The following is a 16,458-nucleotide window of genomic DNA, read 5'->3' on the forward strand; positions in this document are numbered from 1 at the left end:
AACCAAATATGAAGCGGCCGTCAGCCCCGGAAAGACGACGCTTTGCCTCCCCTGCCCTGCACTTTCGCGGATGCAGCGGCCCGCCCCTCTCCACGGTCTCCGCGGATATGTCCATCCTTTCCGGTTGAGGAGGATACATGAAATTCCAGTTTGACCGTCCCGCCTGCCAGAACCTGCGCAAGGCCCTCCGCAAGGAGTGGCTGGAGACCAACGGTCTTGGCGACTATGCCTCCAGCTCGCTGGTATGCTGCAATACGCGCAAATACCACGGCCTGTTCGTCACCGAGCTGGCCCGGCCCGCAGGCCGCCATGTGCTGCTCTCCACCCTTGAGGAATCCCTGCTCATGGCAGGCAAAGAGTTCTTCTTCTCCTGCCGCAAGCATCCGGGCGTGTACTTCCCGCGCGGGCATGAATACATGCAGGCCGCCTCTGCCGGGCTCTGGCCCTCTTTCCGCTACCGTTTCGGCGATGTGACGCTGACCCGCGAGCTCATGCTGCTGCCGGGACGGCATGTCCTCCTCATACGCTACAAGGCCAGTATCGCCAGTCCCGAGCCCCCGCCCCTGCGCCTGCGCATCAAGCCCCTGCTGGCCTGCCGCAACATGCATGCGGTCATCCGCGCCGACAAAGCCATCGACAGCAGCGTCTCCCCGACCCTGTACGGGGCATCCGTGCGCCCGGATCCCCAGCTGCCCGAACTTTTTTTGCAGATGGACGGCCCTTCCTCCTGGCAGACGGCCCAGGACTGGTACTACAACATCGAGTATCTCGTGGAACAGGAGCGGGGCTTCCCCTTCCAGGAAGACCTGTTCATGCCCGGGATTTTCGAAGTGGATCTTGTTCCCGGCCATGCCGTCTATCTCACCGTCTCCACGGAGAGCCTGCAAAAGGAACACAGCCGGCATGACTTCGAACGGCTGTGGCAGGAAGAGAGCCAGCGCCGGAGCGACGAAGAAGCCGAGACGGACAGCCTGCAAAAGCATCTGGCCCGGGAAGGGAAACGTTTCCTCATCGCCACGCCCGGCAGCACGACCGGCCGGATCGACAGCATCGTGGCCGGGTACCACTGGTTCGGCTCCTGGGGACGCGACACCATGATCGCCCTGCCCGGCCTGACGTTTTTTGCCGGTCGCCAGGATCTGGGCGAACAGATCCTTGCCAACATGGGCGCCGCCGTGCGTGGCGGCCTCATCCCCAACGTTTTTTCCGCCGACGGCCGTCATGCCTACAACTCCGTGGACGCTTCCCTCTGGTATGTCTGGGCCGTGCAGATGCTGCTCCAGGTCGATCCGCAGCGCATGGGCTTTGTGAAAGAGCACTGCTGGCCCACCATCAAGGAGATCCTCCGGGCCTATGCCGGGGGGCAGGTCCCGTTCGTCCGTGCCGACGAGGAAGGCTTCCTTGACGTGGGCGACGAACAGACCCAGCTCACCTGGATGGACGCCGTGGTCGACGGCAGGCCCGTCACGCCGCGGCACGGCCAGCCGGTGGAGATCAGCGCCCTGTGGTACAATGCCCTGGCCTTTGCCGACCATCTGGCCCGGCGCTTCGACGAACCTCACTGGCAGGATTCCGTCGACCAGCGGGACCGCATGCGCGCCGTTTTCGTCCACCGGCACTGGATCAAAGATTACCGGGGCGACTATCTGGCCGACGTCTGGCGGGATGGCGAGCGGGATTTCCGTGTGCGGCCCAACCAGCTGTTCGCCGTTTCCCTGCCCTTCCCCATCCTCGAAGAAGACAATTACGCCTCCGTGGTCTCGCGCGTGCGCCAGTGCCTGCTGACCCCCTGCGGGCTGCGCACGCTGGCCCCCAGCGCCAACGAGTACTGCTCCCTTTATGAAGGCGGGCCCGGAGAGCGTGACAAAGCCTACCATCAGGGCACGGTCTGGCCCTGGCTTCTGGGCGCTTACGGCGATGCCCTGCTGCGGGCTGCCTGGGATGAGGAAGGCGCCGCGCGCGACCTGCTGCATACCCTGACGCCCCTCTTCGGCAGCCATCTGGGCGGCGCCGGTATCGGGAGCATCTCCGAGATATTCGACGGAGACCCGCCGCATCTGCCCAACGGCTGCATCGCCCAGGCCTGGAGCGTGGCCGAATGCCTGCGTCTGCTGAACAGGCTGGAAAAGGTGGCTCCCCAGGCCTATGCGCAGTGGGAAAACGCCCTGCTGCAAGGAGACAGGTAATGCGCGTCCTCATGTTCGGCTGGGAATTTTCCCCCTTCAAGAGCGGCGGGCTGGGCACGGCCTGCCAGGGCATGGCCACGGCACTGGCCAAGAAAGGCACGGAGATCTTCTTTGTCCTGCCCCGTGCCGAAAGTGACCGCCCTGTCCATCTGCCGGACGGCCTGACCATGTTTTCCGCCTCGGGCACCCGGGTCTGCACCCGCAGCGCCCGTCTCCGGCGCGAAGAAGACGTGCGCGAGATATGGCATGACCGCCAGTACACGAAGCTCGTCCCCGGCTTCCGGGACGAGATCGAAGAGATCTGGCGCGAAAAGCTGCATCTGGAATATATCGACTCGCCGCTGCGCCCCTATCTGAACAGCGGCAGCTATCTGAAAGAGCACCGGGAGCTCCAGCGTCTGCTTTCCGAAAAACGTCTGGCCGACCCGACCCTGCGGACCGTCTTGCAGCATGAAGGCCCGGAGCGGGAGCACCTTCTGCGCGAGATCGCAGAGACCCGGGAACAGTGCGAGACCCTGACGCTGCACGGCGGTTACGGCGAAGACCTCATGAGCGAAGTCTACCGTTATGCCTGCGCCGCGGCCGTCATCGCCGGACGCCTGGAATTCGACGTCATCCATGTCCATGACTGGATGACCTATCCGGCGGGGATGCTGGTCAAGCAGCTGACGGGCAAACCGCTGGTGGCCCATATCCATGCCCTGGAGCATGACCGCAGCGGCGACAACCTCAACCAGACCGTGGCCGACATCGAAAAGGCAGGCATGGAGGCCGCCGACCGCGTCGTGGCCGTGAGCCACTACACCAAGCAGAAAGTCATGGCGCAGTACGGCATCCCCGAGGACAAGATCTCCGTGGTCCACAACGCCGTCTCCCGCAATGACATCCACAAGAGCGTGGTCATCCCCGAACGCTGCCGTCATGAGAAGCGGGTCCTGTTCATGGGCCGCGTCACCTACCAGAAAGGCCCCGACTATTTTGTCGAAGCCGCCAAGCTGGTACTGGACCGTCTGCCCCACACGCGTTTCATCATGGCCGGCAGCGGCGACATGCTGCCCAACATGGTGCGCCGTGTGGCCCACCTGCGCATCGGGGACCGATTCCATTTCACGGGCTTTTTGCGCAACGGCGAAGTGGACCGCATGTACGCCATGAGCGACCTTTACGTCATGCCCAGCGTTTCCGAGCCCTTCGGCATCGCGCCGCTGGAAGCCATGGCCTACGACGTCCCCGTCCTCATCTCGCGCCAGTCCGGCGTGGCGGAAGTGGTACGCAACGCCATCAAGGCCGACTTCTGGGATGTGCGGGAAATGGCCAACAAGATCTGCGCCCTGCTGGCCTATCCCCTGCTGGCCGCCGAGGAAGTCCGCAATTGCCGTGAAGAACTGAAGAACATCCGCTGGGAGAATGCCGCCACCAAGCTGCGCGCCATCTACGACCAGCTTGTTGCGGGGAGGAGATAGCATGTCCGCCATCTGTTTCTATTTTCAGGTACACCAGCCGTACCGTCTGCGCCACTACACCTTCTTCGATATCGGCGCCAATTCCTGGTACGAGGACGAGAACGCCAACTGCGGCATCCTCCTCAAGGTGGCGCGCAAATGCTATCTGCCCATGAACGCCCTGCTGCTCAAGCTCATCCGGCGCCATGAGGGGCAGTTCAAGGTGAGTTTCTCCATCTCCGGTACGGCCCTGGACCAGTTCGAGACCTACGCCCCGGAAGTCATCCAGAGCTACCGGGAGCTGGTGGCCACCGGCTGCGTGGAGCTGCTTTCCGAGACCTACAACCACTCGCTGGCCTTCCTCTACTCGCCTGACGAGTTCCGGGAGCAGGTCCGCCTGCACGATGACCGCATCGAAGAGCTGTTCGGAGTGCGGCCCACCTCGTTCCGCAATACCGAGCTCATCTACAACAACGCCCTGGCCCGTACCGTGGAGGAAATGGGCTACAAGGCCATCCTGGCGGAAGGCGCCGACCATGTGCTGGGCTGGCGCAGCCCCAACTTCGTCTACAGGCCTTCGGGGTGCGACTCCCTGCGCCTGCTGCTCAAGAACTACCGCCTTTCCGACGACATCGCCTTCCGCTTCTCCAACCACGAATGGCCGGAATTCCCGCTGACGGCGGAAAAATTCGCCAGCTGGGCCCAGGCCTCCGGGGCCGCAGGGGACATCATCAACCTGTTCATGGACTACGAGACCTTTGGCGAACACCAGTGGGAATCCACGGGCATCTTCCAGTTCATGGAGGCCCTGCCGGACGTCCTGCTTTCCCTGCCGGGCTTCAGTTTCGTGACGCCCACCGAAGCGGCGGCCATGTTCCAGCCCGTGGCCAGTCTCGACGTGCACAATTTCATGTCCTGGGCCGACGCCGAGCGCGACCTGACCGCCTGGCTGGGCAATGACATGCAGCAGGATGCCATCACGGCTGTCTACCGTCTGGAAGAAAAGGTGAAGGCCGGCGGCAACGAAGATCTGCTGCGCACCTGGCGACGCCTGCAGACATCCGACCATTTTTACTATATGTGCACCAAGTGGTTCGCCGACGGCGACGTGCACAGCTATTTCAATCCGTACGGCACCCCCTATGATGCCTACATCAACTACATGAACGTACTGGCCGACTTCGGCCTGACCCTGGATGCCCCCCTGCCCGCTGCCGGAGCGTCCCGCAGTTAGCGCACTCCCGGCACGGCCTGCCTGGCGGATCATGCCCTGCGCGAAGGCATGGCCCGGACAGACCTCTCCGGGGGCTTTCATGAATGCAAGGAGATCCGTCTCAATGTCACAAGATCTGTCAAACGCGACCCTCTTCGAAGTCAGCTGGGAGGTCTGCAACAAGGTCGGCGGCATCTATGCCGTCGTCAGCAGCAAGATCCTGGAAGCCCTGGCTGCCTTTGGAGAAAATTATTTTCTTCTGGGGCCCGACCTGGGCAACAACCCCGACTTCGAAGAGACCGACGAGCCCTGCTGGCAGGAGCTGCGCCAGGAGACCGACCGGCGCAACCTGAGCTGCCGCTTCGGCCGCTGGAACATCCCCGGCCGCCCCAAAGTCATCCTGGTCGGGTACCGTGACCGTTACGACCAGAGCCAGCTGCTGTTCTCGCTCTGGAACCGCTACGGCGTGGACTCCATCTCCGGCGGCTGGGACTATGTGGAACCGGTCATGTTCAGCACGGCCTGCGGCGAAGTGATCGAAGCCGCCTGCAAGGCGCTGCACATCCCTGCCGACGGCCCGGCCCTGGCCCACTTCCACGAATGGATGTGCGGCGGCGGCCTGCTCTATCTCAAGACCAACGCCCCCTATGTGGGCACGGTCTTCACCACGCACGCCACCATGCTGGGGCGCTCCATGGCCGGTTCCGGCTTCGACATCTACAAGCAGATGCACCAGATCAACCCCAAGCATGAGGCCGGGGCCTACAATATCACGGCCAAATGCTCCATGGAGACGGCCTCGGCACGCGAAGCCGACTGCTTCACCACCGTCAGCCGCATCACGGCCGACGAGGCGGGCGTCTTTCTGGGGCGTACCCCCGATGTACTGACCCTCAACGGTCTGGACTTGCGCGTCATCCCCGACTACAGCCGGGACAGGAGCCTGGCCGCGGCTTCCCGGCAGCGGTTGCTGGAGGCAGCCGGCCGTCTGTTGCGCCGCCGGCTGCCCGAGGATACCCGCGTCTTCCTCGTGTCCGGCCGTTATGAATATCACAACAAGGGCATCGACGTGTTCCTGGATGCCCTCGGCATGGTCAATACGGCCCTCAGCCAGTCCCAGTCCAATGTGCTGGCCCTGTGCGCGGTCATGGGCGGACACAGCGGGGTCAATGCCGATGCCGTCAGTGGCGACCCGACCAAACTCCCCGGCCAGGGCGGCTTCTGGATCAGCAGCCATCATGTCTACAACCAGCCCAACGATCCCATCCTCAATGCCTGCCAGCGCCTGGGCCTGGACAACAGGCCGGAGAACCACGTGCAGGTCATCTTCGATCCCGCCCTGCTCGACGGCAAGGACGGCTTCCTGAACATGCGCTATGAAGAGGTGCTGGCCGCCTGCGATCTGGGCGTGTTCCCCTCCTGGTACGAGCCCTGGGGCTATACCCCGCAGGAAAGCGCCGCCCATGCCGTGCCCACGGTCACCACCGACCTTTCCGGCTTCGGCATGTGGGTGCGCTCCAGCCAGCGCGATAAGAACGGCGTGACCATCATCTGCCGCCGCCAGACCTCGTATGACGAGACCGCGGCCAGCCTGCGCGACGTGCTCCTGCAGTATGCCTCCCTGCCCGAAGAGCAGATGCAGGAACACCGGCACATGGTGCGCCATGTGGCCGAAGGCTGCTCCTGGGAGCAGTTCTTCCCCTACTATGTGCAGGCCTACGGTCTGGCCCTGGACAAGGCACGCCAGCGCAGCTCGCAGCCCGCCGGCGGCAGCACGACCCTGACCCGTGTGCTGGCGACCACCATGTCCACCACGCCCAACCTGCACAGCTTCACGGCCCTGACCTCACTGCCCCCGGCCATCGGCCGTCTGCGTGAGCTGGCCCACAACCTCTGGTGGAGCTGGCACCCCGAATGCCACTACCTCTTCTCGGCCCTCAACGAAGAAGAATGGGAACGCAGCAACCACAATCCCATCGCCACGCTGGAAAAAGCCACCCGGGCACGGCTGATCATCGTGGCCCACGAGCAGAGCTACCTGCGGCTGTACAACCAGACCATGGCGGCCTTCGATGCCTACATGGCCGAGGCGCCGCAAAGCTTCGGCCCCCTGACCCCGCAGCAGCCTCTGGCCTATTTCTCCACAGAATACGGCCTGAGCGAATGCCTGCCCATCTACTCCGGCGGTCTGGGCGTCCTTTCCGGCGACCACCTGAAATCCGCCAGTGACCTGAACATCCCGCTGGTGGCCGTGGGCCTGCTGTACAAGAACGGCTACTTCCGCCAGATCATCGACAAGAACGGCGACCAGACCCCAGTCTATCCCGAAAACGATTTCGCAACCCTGCCCATAGAGCAGGTCAAGGATCAGGACGGCAAACCCCGCGAGATCTACCTGCAGATGCCGGGCCGCCGCCTGCACGTCCAGATCTGGCTGGTACGCGTGGGACGGATCAACCTCTACCTGCTGGACACCAACCTGCCCTCCAATACGGCGGAGGACCGCAAGATCACGGCCCGCCTGTATGAAGCCGACCGCGACATCCGCCTGCGGCAGGAGATCCTGCTGGGCCGGGGCGGCGTGAGCATGCTGCGCGCCCTGGACATCCGCCCCGCCGCCTATCACATGAACGAAGGTCATTCGGCCTTCCTCATCTTCGAACGCATCCGCCTGCTCATGCAGGAGAATGGCCTGTCCTTCGAAGAGGCGGGCGAAGTGGTGCGCGGCAGCACCCTGTTCACGACCCATACGCCCGTGGATGCCGGCAATGAGCGCTTCTCGCTGGAAAGCATGGAGGCCTATTTCAAGCCCTACATCCAGACCGTGGGCATCAGCTGGCAGACCCTGGTCAATATGGGCCGCTTCGAAGGCAGCGAGCGCAACGTCTTCGAGATGACCGTCCTGGCCCTCAAGTATTCCATGAAGGCCAACGGCGTCAGCGCCCTGCACGGTGTGGTCTCCCGCCATATGTGGCAGGAAGGCTGGCAGGGGGTCCCGGTGGCGGAGATCCCCATTTTCTCCGTGACCAACGGCATCCATGTGCCCTCCTACGCCGGTCCGGCCATGCGTCCCCTGCTGCAAAAGCACCTGGGCGAAGGCTGGCAGGAACTGACGCCCGACGACCCAAAATGGACCCGCATCGCGGACATCCCCGATGCCGACCTCTGGACGGCTCGCCAGACCCAGAAAAAGCACCTGCTGGAAGCCATCCGCTCCAGCCTGCCGGAGTTCTTCAAAAAATTTGCCATCCCCTACGAAAAGCAGCAGGAGATGACGTCCCGGCTGACCCCCGAGACCCTGGTGATCGGCTTTGCCCGCCGCTTTGCGCCGTACAAACGTGCGACCCTGCTCTTTGCCGATGTGGACCGTCTGGCCCGCATCCTGGAAAAGAGCAGCCAGCCCGTCATATTCGTCTTTGCCGGCAAGGCCCATCCTGCCGATGGCCAAGGCATCGGCCTGATCCGGGAACTCTTCCAGCACATGCTGTCGCCCCGCTTCTTCGGCAAGATCTTCTTTATCGAGGATTACAGCCTGGCGGTCTCCCGCCTGATGGTCCAGGGCTGCGATGTCTGGCTCAACAATCCCCGCCGCCCCTACGAGGCTTGCGGTACCAGCGGCCAGAAAGTGGCGGTCAATGGCGGCCTCAATCTCAGCGTGGCCGACGGCTGGTGGTGCGAAGGCTACAACGGCACCAACGGCTGGACCATCGGCCCCCTGGTGGCCAAAGGCAGCCTGGGCCCCGAGCAGAGCGACTATGACGATGCGGCCTCCCTGTATTCCCTGCTGGAAGACAAGGTGATCCCGCTGTACTTCGAGCGCGATGCGGACAACCGGCCCCACAACTGGCTGCTGCGCGTCCGCAAGGCCATGCAGACGCTCATCGCCCAGTACAGCTCGCACCGCATGCTGCGCGATTACCTTAGCGACTACTACATCCCGGCGGCCACCAGCCATCAGGAGCTCCGCAGCAACCACTACGCCCTGGCCCGACATCTGAGCCAATGGAAGCAGGACGTCAACGTGCGCTTCGGCTCCGTGCAGATGGATACCATCCGCATCGAAGGCATCAAGGAAGACAGCCTGCTGGACGGCCAGTCCCTGCATGTGGCCGTGACCGTGCATCCCGGCAGCATGAAGCTCGACGAGCTGCTGGTCCAGCTGGTGGCCGGTCCCGGCGACGGCTCCACTTTCACGGAAACGCCCGATGTGGTGGAGATGCAGCCGGAGAGCGAAGGGGTGGACGGGACCATGACCTTTGTCTGCACCTACACGCCTTCCCGCAGCGGGATCCATGTGTACGGCGTGCGCGTCATGCCCTGCACCGAAGGCCTGTCCTCGCCTCTGGAGACGCGCCTCGTTTTGTGGGGCTAGGACTCCACGGCCAAACCATGACAAAAAGGGGGATGCCGCTTGCGACATCCCCCTTTCCTCTTCTTGCGGGCAGGAAAACACCATCGGTATTTTCCCTGTGAAATACCCACGCCCGCGGCCGCATCCTCCTAACGCGGCTGCAAAAACCACGTCTGCGAAGTTGGATGCGCTTCCGTCCAGTGCAACTTGTAGGCCATGGGCTCCCCGGAGGCCGTGCCCATATCATAGCGGACAGCCCCTTCCTCGCACAGCCAGCGTATCTGCTCCACCTGCAAAAGGTTGCCGATGGAAAGAGCCTTCCAGGCGGCATCATAGCTGAACTGCTGCCCGCGGTAACATGGCCCCAGCATCCCGCCGAAAATGAAACCGATGTCCTGGCCTTCATGCCGGGCGAACATGACGCGCGCCGTGCCCTGCGCGGCAAGGCGGCGGATCATGTCGGCATAGAATTCCCGGGCCGGGGATTCCGTCATGCCGCAGTGCCCCACGCCCTTCCAGCTGCGCTGCTCCACGGCCAGCATCCGGGCATAGACGGCGTCGGCCCCGGCCGTATCGGTGGGACAGGAGCGCTCGAACGTGACGCCCCTGTCGGCGGCCCTGCGAAAAGATTTGCGCCACTTGCTGCGCAGGTTGGCGGAACGGCGGCTCAAAAAGCCGTCCAGCCCGCCTTCCAGCGATGCTCCGGCCTGGATGCACTCCCCGGCCAGATAAATGGTGAACAGGGACTCACAGCAGGCATACAGCTCCCGGGCCCTCCTGCTCCCCGGCACTATCCCTCCCAGAAGCAGCGCCGGAAGATGCCCGTAACCATGTGACATGACGGCCAGCGCCTCAGCCAGCAGCCCGATCGCATCCGGCCCCAGCAGGGGACAGCCGAAGAGCCAATGGGCCTCCAGCGATGTCAGGAGCGGCTGCCCTGAAGACAGGAAGGCTTCCGCCAAAACAAGGACACTGTCCTCCGTGTGTTGTGCCAGGACACGACGCCCCGGCGCGAAAGCCCTGTGTGCGGACAACTGCCAAATGGGAGCACAACAAAAAGGATCCGGCTGTGCGGCCAGATCGACGCTCTGCTCCCAGATGCGGCACAGCTCGGGCCGCCAGGGAGACTCTTCTTCCGTGATATATTCCAGTTCCATGCCGTTCTCTGCGGCTCCGGGCAAAGTCGGCCTTGGGCTCCTGGAGCAATGCTGCCGCCCTGTCGTCCTGGCAGCAGGATATGGCAAAACGGCCGATCCGTAACAGGACCGGCCGTTTCCATGTCAAAAGGAAAAAGCACGCTCTCAGCGGTGGCAGGCCGCCTTGAACAGCGAGGTCAGCCGTGCTTCCGTGGCCTCTTCGTCCAGCACTTCCCGGATGCGCTTCCAGGCTTCCGCCCCCAGATGGCGGCGCTTTTCTGCACTGGCGGACAGATCCAGCAAGGTCTGGGACAGGGCCGTGACGTCATTCTGCGGTACGACGATACCGTTGCGGCCGTTCTGGACAACCTCCAGCTGGCCGGGAAGATCGCTCACCACCACGGCCACACCAAAGGCCATGGCTTCGGTCAGGGCCGACGGCAGCCCGTCCATATCGCCGCCCCGGGTCATATGACCGGGAGCGATGAAGATGTCCGCACGGCGGTACAGGTCGGTCATGGCCTCGTGCGGCAGCTGACCGGGGAAGGAGACGAGCTTGCGCAGGCCAAGACGCCAGGCAAGCAACCGCAAACGCAGACGCCAGGGGCCCGTGCCCACCAAAGTCAGCCGGAAGTCGACTCCGGCCTTCTGCAGGGCCAGGCAGGCCTGCAGCAGGGTATCGTAGCCCTTGCGGCTGGTCATGGTCCCCACGGCCAGCAGCTGCAACGGCTCCGGCACATTGGACGGCGGCATGGAGACGTCTTCGTCCGGCGGGGTCAGGGTCAGGGCATCACGCAGGAGCACGATGCGCCGCGGATCCACGGAGGGCAGCAGCTCGCAGACAGCCTTGCGCGTTGCCTCCGTATCGCAGCGCACGAAGGCAGCCTGTTCGGCCTTCACCAGCCAGTCCTTGGCCGGTGAGGCAAGGTCCGCCGTACGCACGGCAAAGGCAAAGGGGATCTGCAGCATGCGGGCCGCCACCCAGGCCGCGGAGGCCGGAGCATGGGCGCCCGAGGCGTACACGAACTCGATCTTTTCTTCCAGGCACCAGCGGGCCAGCAGCGCCCCGCACCCCATGAGCCAGAGATTGTGGAAAAAGCTCCCCTTCCCGGAGGGGATGGACTTCCACAGTTCCCAGGCAGTGGCGGAGGTGCCGCGCAAGTGCGAGAACAGCATGCGCATGACGGAGAAGAAGCGCCACGAGCTGATGTGCCGCACCGGCAGCGGCAGGGCATAGCCCTGCGAATCGCTGTTGAGGAAGCTGGCCCCCTCGATGGCGTAGATGCGGGAAAGCAGACCGGCCGCATGCATGCGGTGGGCCTCTTCCATCAGGCAGCGGCCCGAGGCTTCAGGGAATTTTTCCGCCACCAGGGCCCCACGAAGGATGGGCGTGGGGGCCGCCAGCAGGTTCTGCTGCTGATCCGGGCTGACAGGCACGGGCTCGTGCTTTTTGCAGACCAGGATGCCGTCTTCCAGCGTGTAGACGCTGTCGCAGAACTCGGCCATCTTGGGGTCGTGGGTCACCATGATCATGGCGACCCCGCCCTTGTGGCAAAGGGTGCGGAAGTTGTCCATGACCACACGGCTGGTACGGGCATCAAGGGCCCCGGTGGGTTCGTCCGCCAGCAGGATGCGGGGATTGTTCACCATGGCGCGGGCAATGGCCACACGCTGCTGCTCACCACCGGAAAGGCGGTTGCTGCGGTAATGGACGCGGGCGGAGAGCCGCACCAGCTCCAGGGCCCGGATGACACGCTCCCAGCGTTCCGCGGGGGGCACGTTTTCATAGATGAGGGGGAATTCCACATTCTCGAACACGGTGGAGTGGTCGAACATATTGCTCGACTGCATGACGAAGCCCACGTTGCCCCGCCGGAAAGCAGCGGTCTGCTCCCGGTTGAATTCCAGGACATTGGTCCCCAGGATCTCCAGCGTGCCGGAATCGGGCGCATGCAGCATGCCCAGCACGTGCAGCATGGTCGACTTGCCGCACCCGGACGGGCCCATGATGGCCACGAGTTCCCCCGCTTCCACCTCGATGTTGACGCCACGCAAAACAGGCGAGAAGCCCGCGTAGCACTTGTACAGATCTTTGGCAATGATAACCGGCGCCATAGTTCACCTACTCGAAACGCAAGGCGGAAACGACATCCATGCGACTGGCCTGAATGGCAGGATACAGGCCGCCGGCCACCCCAATGATGGCGGAGAAAAGAATACTGCCGGCACTGCTGGCCGCGAGCAGCGGATACGAGATGGAGGTGCCCAGAGACCAGGCCCCTATCTCGACACTGAGGGTACCCACCAGGATGCCCAGCAGGCCACCGGCCACGGACTTGCACAGGGCCTCGGCCAGGAACTGGGCCAGAATATCCTTGTCCGAACCGCCCATGGCCTTTTTCAGGCCCACTTCGCGCGTGCGGGCACGCACAGCCGCAAAGGTCCCGTACCAGATGCCGAAGCCGCCCAGCATAAGGGAGGCCACGATACCCAGCCAGAGCAGGGCCTCGACCCACATGAAGGTCGTCTTGATGCGGTCGAGCTGGTCATCCTGCGTGGCGATGACCAGATACGGCGCGTCCTGGTTGGCCCGGACCACAGAGGGGATCTGGCGCACCACCGGAGCCACGTCTTCCCAGCCGATGGCACGGACGAACAGGCGGGTGATCTTACCGGAGCCCCAGTTTCTGTCCTCCATGACCGTGGTCGGCAAAAAGCCGCCCTGGTTCCACTCACCCAGCATGACGCCGGTCACCACGCCCACGACCTCGACGACGTCCTTGCCCAGGAAAAGCAGCTTGCCCACAGCCTGGGCGGGGTCTCCGTACAGATTCGTGGCGGCCTCACGGCCCAGCATACAGATGCGCCGATGGCCGCGCACGTCTTCCTCGGACATCATCCGGCCGGCCACGAGCTCCAGGGAATAGGTCTCCGCAAAATACTGGTCCACACCGATGAAATGGACCCCCAGCGTCCGTTCCCCGCTGGCACGCAAACTGAACGTTATCCCCTGACGCACATTTTCACTGATCATGCCCACACCGGGGATCTTGCGCAGCGCTTCCACCGTGCGGGGAGAGAAATCGCGTCGTGGCTGGCCGGGGTATTGCGCATCATCCATGTAGACACGGATGATGTTCACCCCGCCCATGAGCACCATGTCCTGACCCACTTTGTAGCGGATCTCCTGTCCCAGTACGGACAGGGCGATAAAGGCCATGATGCCCAGAGCGATGGACAGTATCACGCCAAAACCACGCTGGCGGACGACCTGTCGCAAGCTCACGCGAAAAAGGTCCGACATTGCAATCATGCTGTCACCATAAGGACTTGCATCCTGATTGTAGATAGCTAAGAGGTACCGGCGGCAGAAATGCCCTACTTCTGGCGGCGCATCCTGATGACGCGGCCCTGACGGCCGACCTCATACCAGATGCCCTGCCACAGGACGCCTTCCGCGAGGATGGTACCCAGATAAACCCAGACGAACATGCAGGCGCTGGCGCAAAAAGCGACCATCCAGCGCCAGACAGGAAAAACGGCTTCCTGAAAATGGGCCCAGCTGCGCAGCACCAGCGCTAGGGCCGCGGCATAGACCAGCACGCCCACAAGCCAGCCGAAGGAAAGCGTGCCCAGCAGCACGCCCAGCACGGCCAACACGGCCCAAAGCACGGGCAGCAGCATAAGGCAGGCCAGCACGCCCAGCAGGACCCACTGGTAGGGAATACAGAACTTGAGGAACAGGATCTGACGGTCCATCCAATGATGCCAGACCCCCAGGTCATGCTCCCGGGCCTCGGTCATCAAAACGGCGTCTCCACTCAGACGGATGCGGGCCCCCAGATGGATGAGCCGGTCAGCCAGGGAACAGTCGTCCACCACATTGGACATCCAGAACTCGCGCACGCCATAACGGCGGAACGCCGACAAACGGAAGCACATGGCGCCGCCCCACAGCTGGGTGAAGCTCGAGATGCCCTGCAGATAGCGCATCAGCTGGACACACAGGGCATAGGCCATGGTGACGATACCCGTATCCCGCGCCACGACCTTGTGATAGCCGGTGCTGAAATCCTCGCCGTCCACCACAGGGGCCACCAGACGGCGGATGAAATCACGGGGAGCGATGTGCGTGCTGTCGCAAAAGGCCAGCAGTTCGACCTCGTCCTCCACGGCTTCCACGCCCTTGAGGCTGTTATGGTTCTTCTGGCCACAGCCCTTGGCGAAACCGGCCACCACATGCCGCAGCTGCGGATAGCGGGCCTGCAGCTCTCGCGCGATACCGGCTGCCGGTTCGTCAGCGGTGGCCGTGACGATCACGGGGTACAGGGCGGGGTAATCCTGCTTGAGCAGGCTCTCCAGGGCCTCCCGCATACGCGGGTGGTTCCCCCCGGCAGGCACGATCAGACCGGTACGGGGCCAGTGCGTCCGCTGGGGAGCGGGCTTGCGTTCTTCGCGGTCAAGCCTGCTGCCCACCCGGGACAGGAAAAAAAGCAGGGCACACTGCAACAGCGCCAGAACAAAGAAGGTAGTCCCCATAACGACCTCAATCCTGTTGATGCGTTGATGTTTCAGGCAGGGGCGCACAGTCGTCCGTCAGCGGGACATCCCGGAAGCGCCTGGCCACTGTCGTGAAGCGCATGCCGTTCCCCAGACGGATCTTGACCTCGACATCATCGCCGGGCAGGAAGCGCCCGGTGATCTTGTGCCCTGAACCATGGGTGGCAGAAAACGTGTTGTTCTGCACGGAACCATAAACATGATAGACATCGACCTGGCCGTTGGAGGAACGGAGCAGGACGACACCGCGTAATTTGCCGTCGGCGGCAAAACACATGCCCATACGGAAACTGGCTGTCAGGACATCGCCTGTCCAGAGTTCCGTCACTTCATAGGTCCCGGTATTTCCCGCAGGTGCGGCGGCAAAGCTCCAGAGCGGGGCTGCGCACAGGCAGCAGCACAGGCAAAGACAGGCCCAAAGACGCTTCATGCCCGCTCCCGTGCCGCCAGACGCATAAAGATGCCTTCATGCGCCGCCACCATGGCGTCAAACGAAAAACTCCGTTCCACCCGCTGCCGTCCGGCCCTGCCGAACCTGTCGCCCTGCGCGGGATCCGCCAGCAGCGCGGCACAGTTGTCGGCAAAGGCGGCACTGTCCCCCACCGGCGAGAGCAGACCGCTCTCCCCCCGGGTCACGAGCCGGGGGATGCCGCCGGTCTCCGTGGCGCATACGGGCAGACCGGCTGCCATGGCTTCCAGGATCACATTGGGCTGGCCCTCGCGCACGGAAGTCAGCGCAAAGATGCGGGCGGCCGCGTAATGGGCGCGCACATCCGGGGAGCCGGGGCAGAATTCCACGCCCCCGTCCGGCAGATGCTCCGCGACCCAGGCCTTGAGCTCCTTTTCCCGCGGGCCGTCGCCCACAAGACGCAGGCGGACGCCGGGATGCCGTTCACGCAGAAGAGCGAAGCCTTTCAGCAGGGTCAGATGATCTTTGTCTTCGGCCAGACGCGCCACACAGAGGATGAGCGGCGGACGCTCCGAAGGCGCGGGCTGCGCAGGCGCGAAACGCTCCGTGTCCACCCCGTTGGGCACATAGGTCAGCCGTGCGGCCGGGACGCCCAGGCCGGAAAGGACATCAGCGAGCGCCTCGGAATTACAGACCATGTGGTCCGTCAGACGCCAGAGAAAACGCTCATGCTGCCTGCGCGGCGCTCCACCGCCACGCACCGTGCCCACGATGGGGATACCCAGCAGCCGTCCCCAGAGACGGCCCCAGATGTTGGGCAGAGCCGTGCAGGGGACGAGGACATCAGGTGCCAGGCGTTTGAGGGCCGCCGGCATGAGCGCAAAGAAAAAGGGATTCACCTTGCGGCTGCGCCCCAGATATTCCACGCGGATACCGGCCTGTTCGACCTGTGCATCAAGGTCGGTCCTGCCCGTAAGGACCAGCATGGAGACATGGAAGCGCGTCCTGTCCAGACGGCAGGCCAGCTCGACCATCTGGCGCTGGGTGCCGCCAAAACAGAGATCTTCCATGACGAAGAGCACATGTATTTTATCAGACATGGGTGCATCCTCATGTATTCCGGGCAAATTTGCAAGTCCGTAGCCGCATTGCCTTGCGCGC

At 63.6% G+C, this 16,458-nt stretch carries 10 protein-coding genes; 4 read left to right on the forward strand and 6 right to left on the reverse strand.

Going from position 1 to position 16,458, the window contains the following annotated elements; all coding sequences use genetic code 11:
* Window positions 1-137: 137 nt before the first annotated feature.
* The 4 genes from Q4I12_RS11870 (at window position 138) to glgP (ending at window position 9,213) form a co-directional block, all read left to right on the forward strand.
* Window positions 138-2,186, forward strand: coding sequence for an amylo-alpha-1,6-glucosidase (locus Q4I12_RS11870; RefSeq protein WP_302261670.1), 2,049 nt, complete (start codon window positions 138-140; stop codon window positions 2,184-2,186).
* Window positions 2,186-3,649 (forward strand): glycosyltransferase, encoded by a 1,464-nt coding sequence (locus Q4I12_RS11875; protein WP_297158377.1) that lies wholly within the window; start codon window positions 2,186-2,188, stop codon window positions 3,647-3,649. The genes Q4I12_RS11870 and Q4I12_RS11875 overlap by 1 nt, the downstream gene beginning before the upstream one ends.
* Window position 3,650: 1 nt before the next feature.
* Window positions 3,651-4,862, forward strand: a complete 1,212-nt coding sequence (locus Q4I12_RS11880; protein ID WP_204674366.1) for a glycoside hydrolase family 57 protein — start codon at window positions 3,651-3,653, stop codon at window positions 4,860-4,862.
* A gap of 103 nt (window positions 4,863-4,965) precedes the next feature.
* The gene (gene glgP, locus Q4I12_RS11885; protein WP_302261673.1) at window positions 4,966-9,213 is read left to right on the forward strand and encodes an alpha-glucan family phosphorylase; all 4,248 of its coding nucleotides are present in this window, start codon (window positions 4,966-4,968) and stop codon (window positions 9,211-9,213) included.
* A gap of 128 nt (window positions 9,214-9,341) precedes the next feature.
* Here glgP and Q4I12_RS11890 read toward each other — a convergent pair whose 3' ends face one another.
* The 6 genes from Q4I12_RS11890 to Q4I12_RS11915 form a co-directional block, all read right to left on the reverse strand.
* Window positions 9,342-10,349 (reverse strand): GNAT family N-acetyltransferase, encoded by a 1,008-nt coding sequence (locus Q4I12_RS11890; protein ID WP_302261674.1) that lies wholly within the window; start codon window positions 10,347-10,349, stop codon window positions 9,342-9,344.
* A gap of 144 nt (window positions 10,350-10,493) precedes the next feature.
* Window positions 10,494-12,443 carry an ATP-binding cassette domain-containing protein gene (locus Q4I12_RS11895; protein WP_302261676.1) on the reverse strand — a complete coding sequence of 650 codons (1,950 nt, stop codon included), beginning with the start codon at window positions 12,441-12,443 and terminating at the stop codon, window positions 10,494-10,496.
* A gap of 7 nt (window positions 12,444-12,450) precedes the next feature.
* Window positions 12,451-13,641, reverse strand: coding sequence for an ABC transporter permease (locus tag Q4I12_RS11900; RefSeq protein WP_302261678.1), 1,191 nt, complete (start codon window positions 13,639-13,641; stop codon window positions 12,451-12,453).
* A gap of 65 nt (window positions 13,642-13,706) precedes the next feature.
* Window positions 13,707-14,867: a glycosyltransferase family 2 protein gene (locus Q4I12_RS11905; protein WP_302261680.1), complete on the reverse strand. Its 1,161-nt coding sequence runs from the start codon at window positions 14,865-14,867 to the stop codon at window positions 13,707-13,709.
* A 7-nt stretch (window positions 14,868-14,874) separates the two neighbouring features.
* Window positions 14,875-15,318, reverse strand: a complete 444-nt coding sequence (locus Q4I12_RS11910) for a hypothetical protein (RefSeq protein ID WP_204674368.1) — start codon at window positions 15,316-15,318, stop codon at window positions 14,875-14,877.
* Entirely contained in the window at window positions 15,315-16,397 is a 1,083-nt protein-coding gene (locus Q4I12_RS11915; protein ID WP_297138970.1) for a glycosyltransferase family 4 protein, read from the reverse strand. Before Q4I12_RS11915 ends, Q4I12_RS11910 begins: the two co-directional genes overlap by 4 nt.
* Window positions 16,398-16,458: the final 61 nt, after the last annotated feature.

The sequence above is a fragment of the Desulfovibrio piger genome, from assembly GCF_951793255.1.
In the GTDB taxonomy this organism is placed as follows: domain Bacteria; phylum Desulfobacterota; class Desulfovibrionia; order Desulfovibrionales; family Desulfovibrionaceae; genus Desulfovibrio.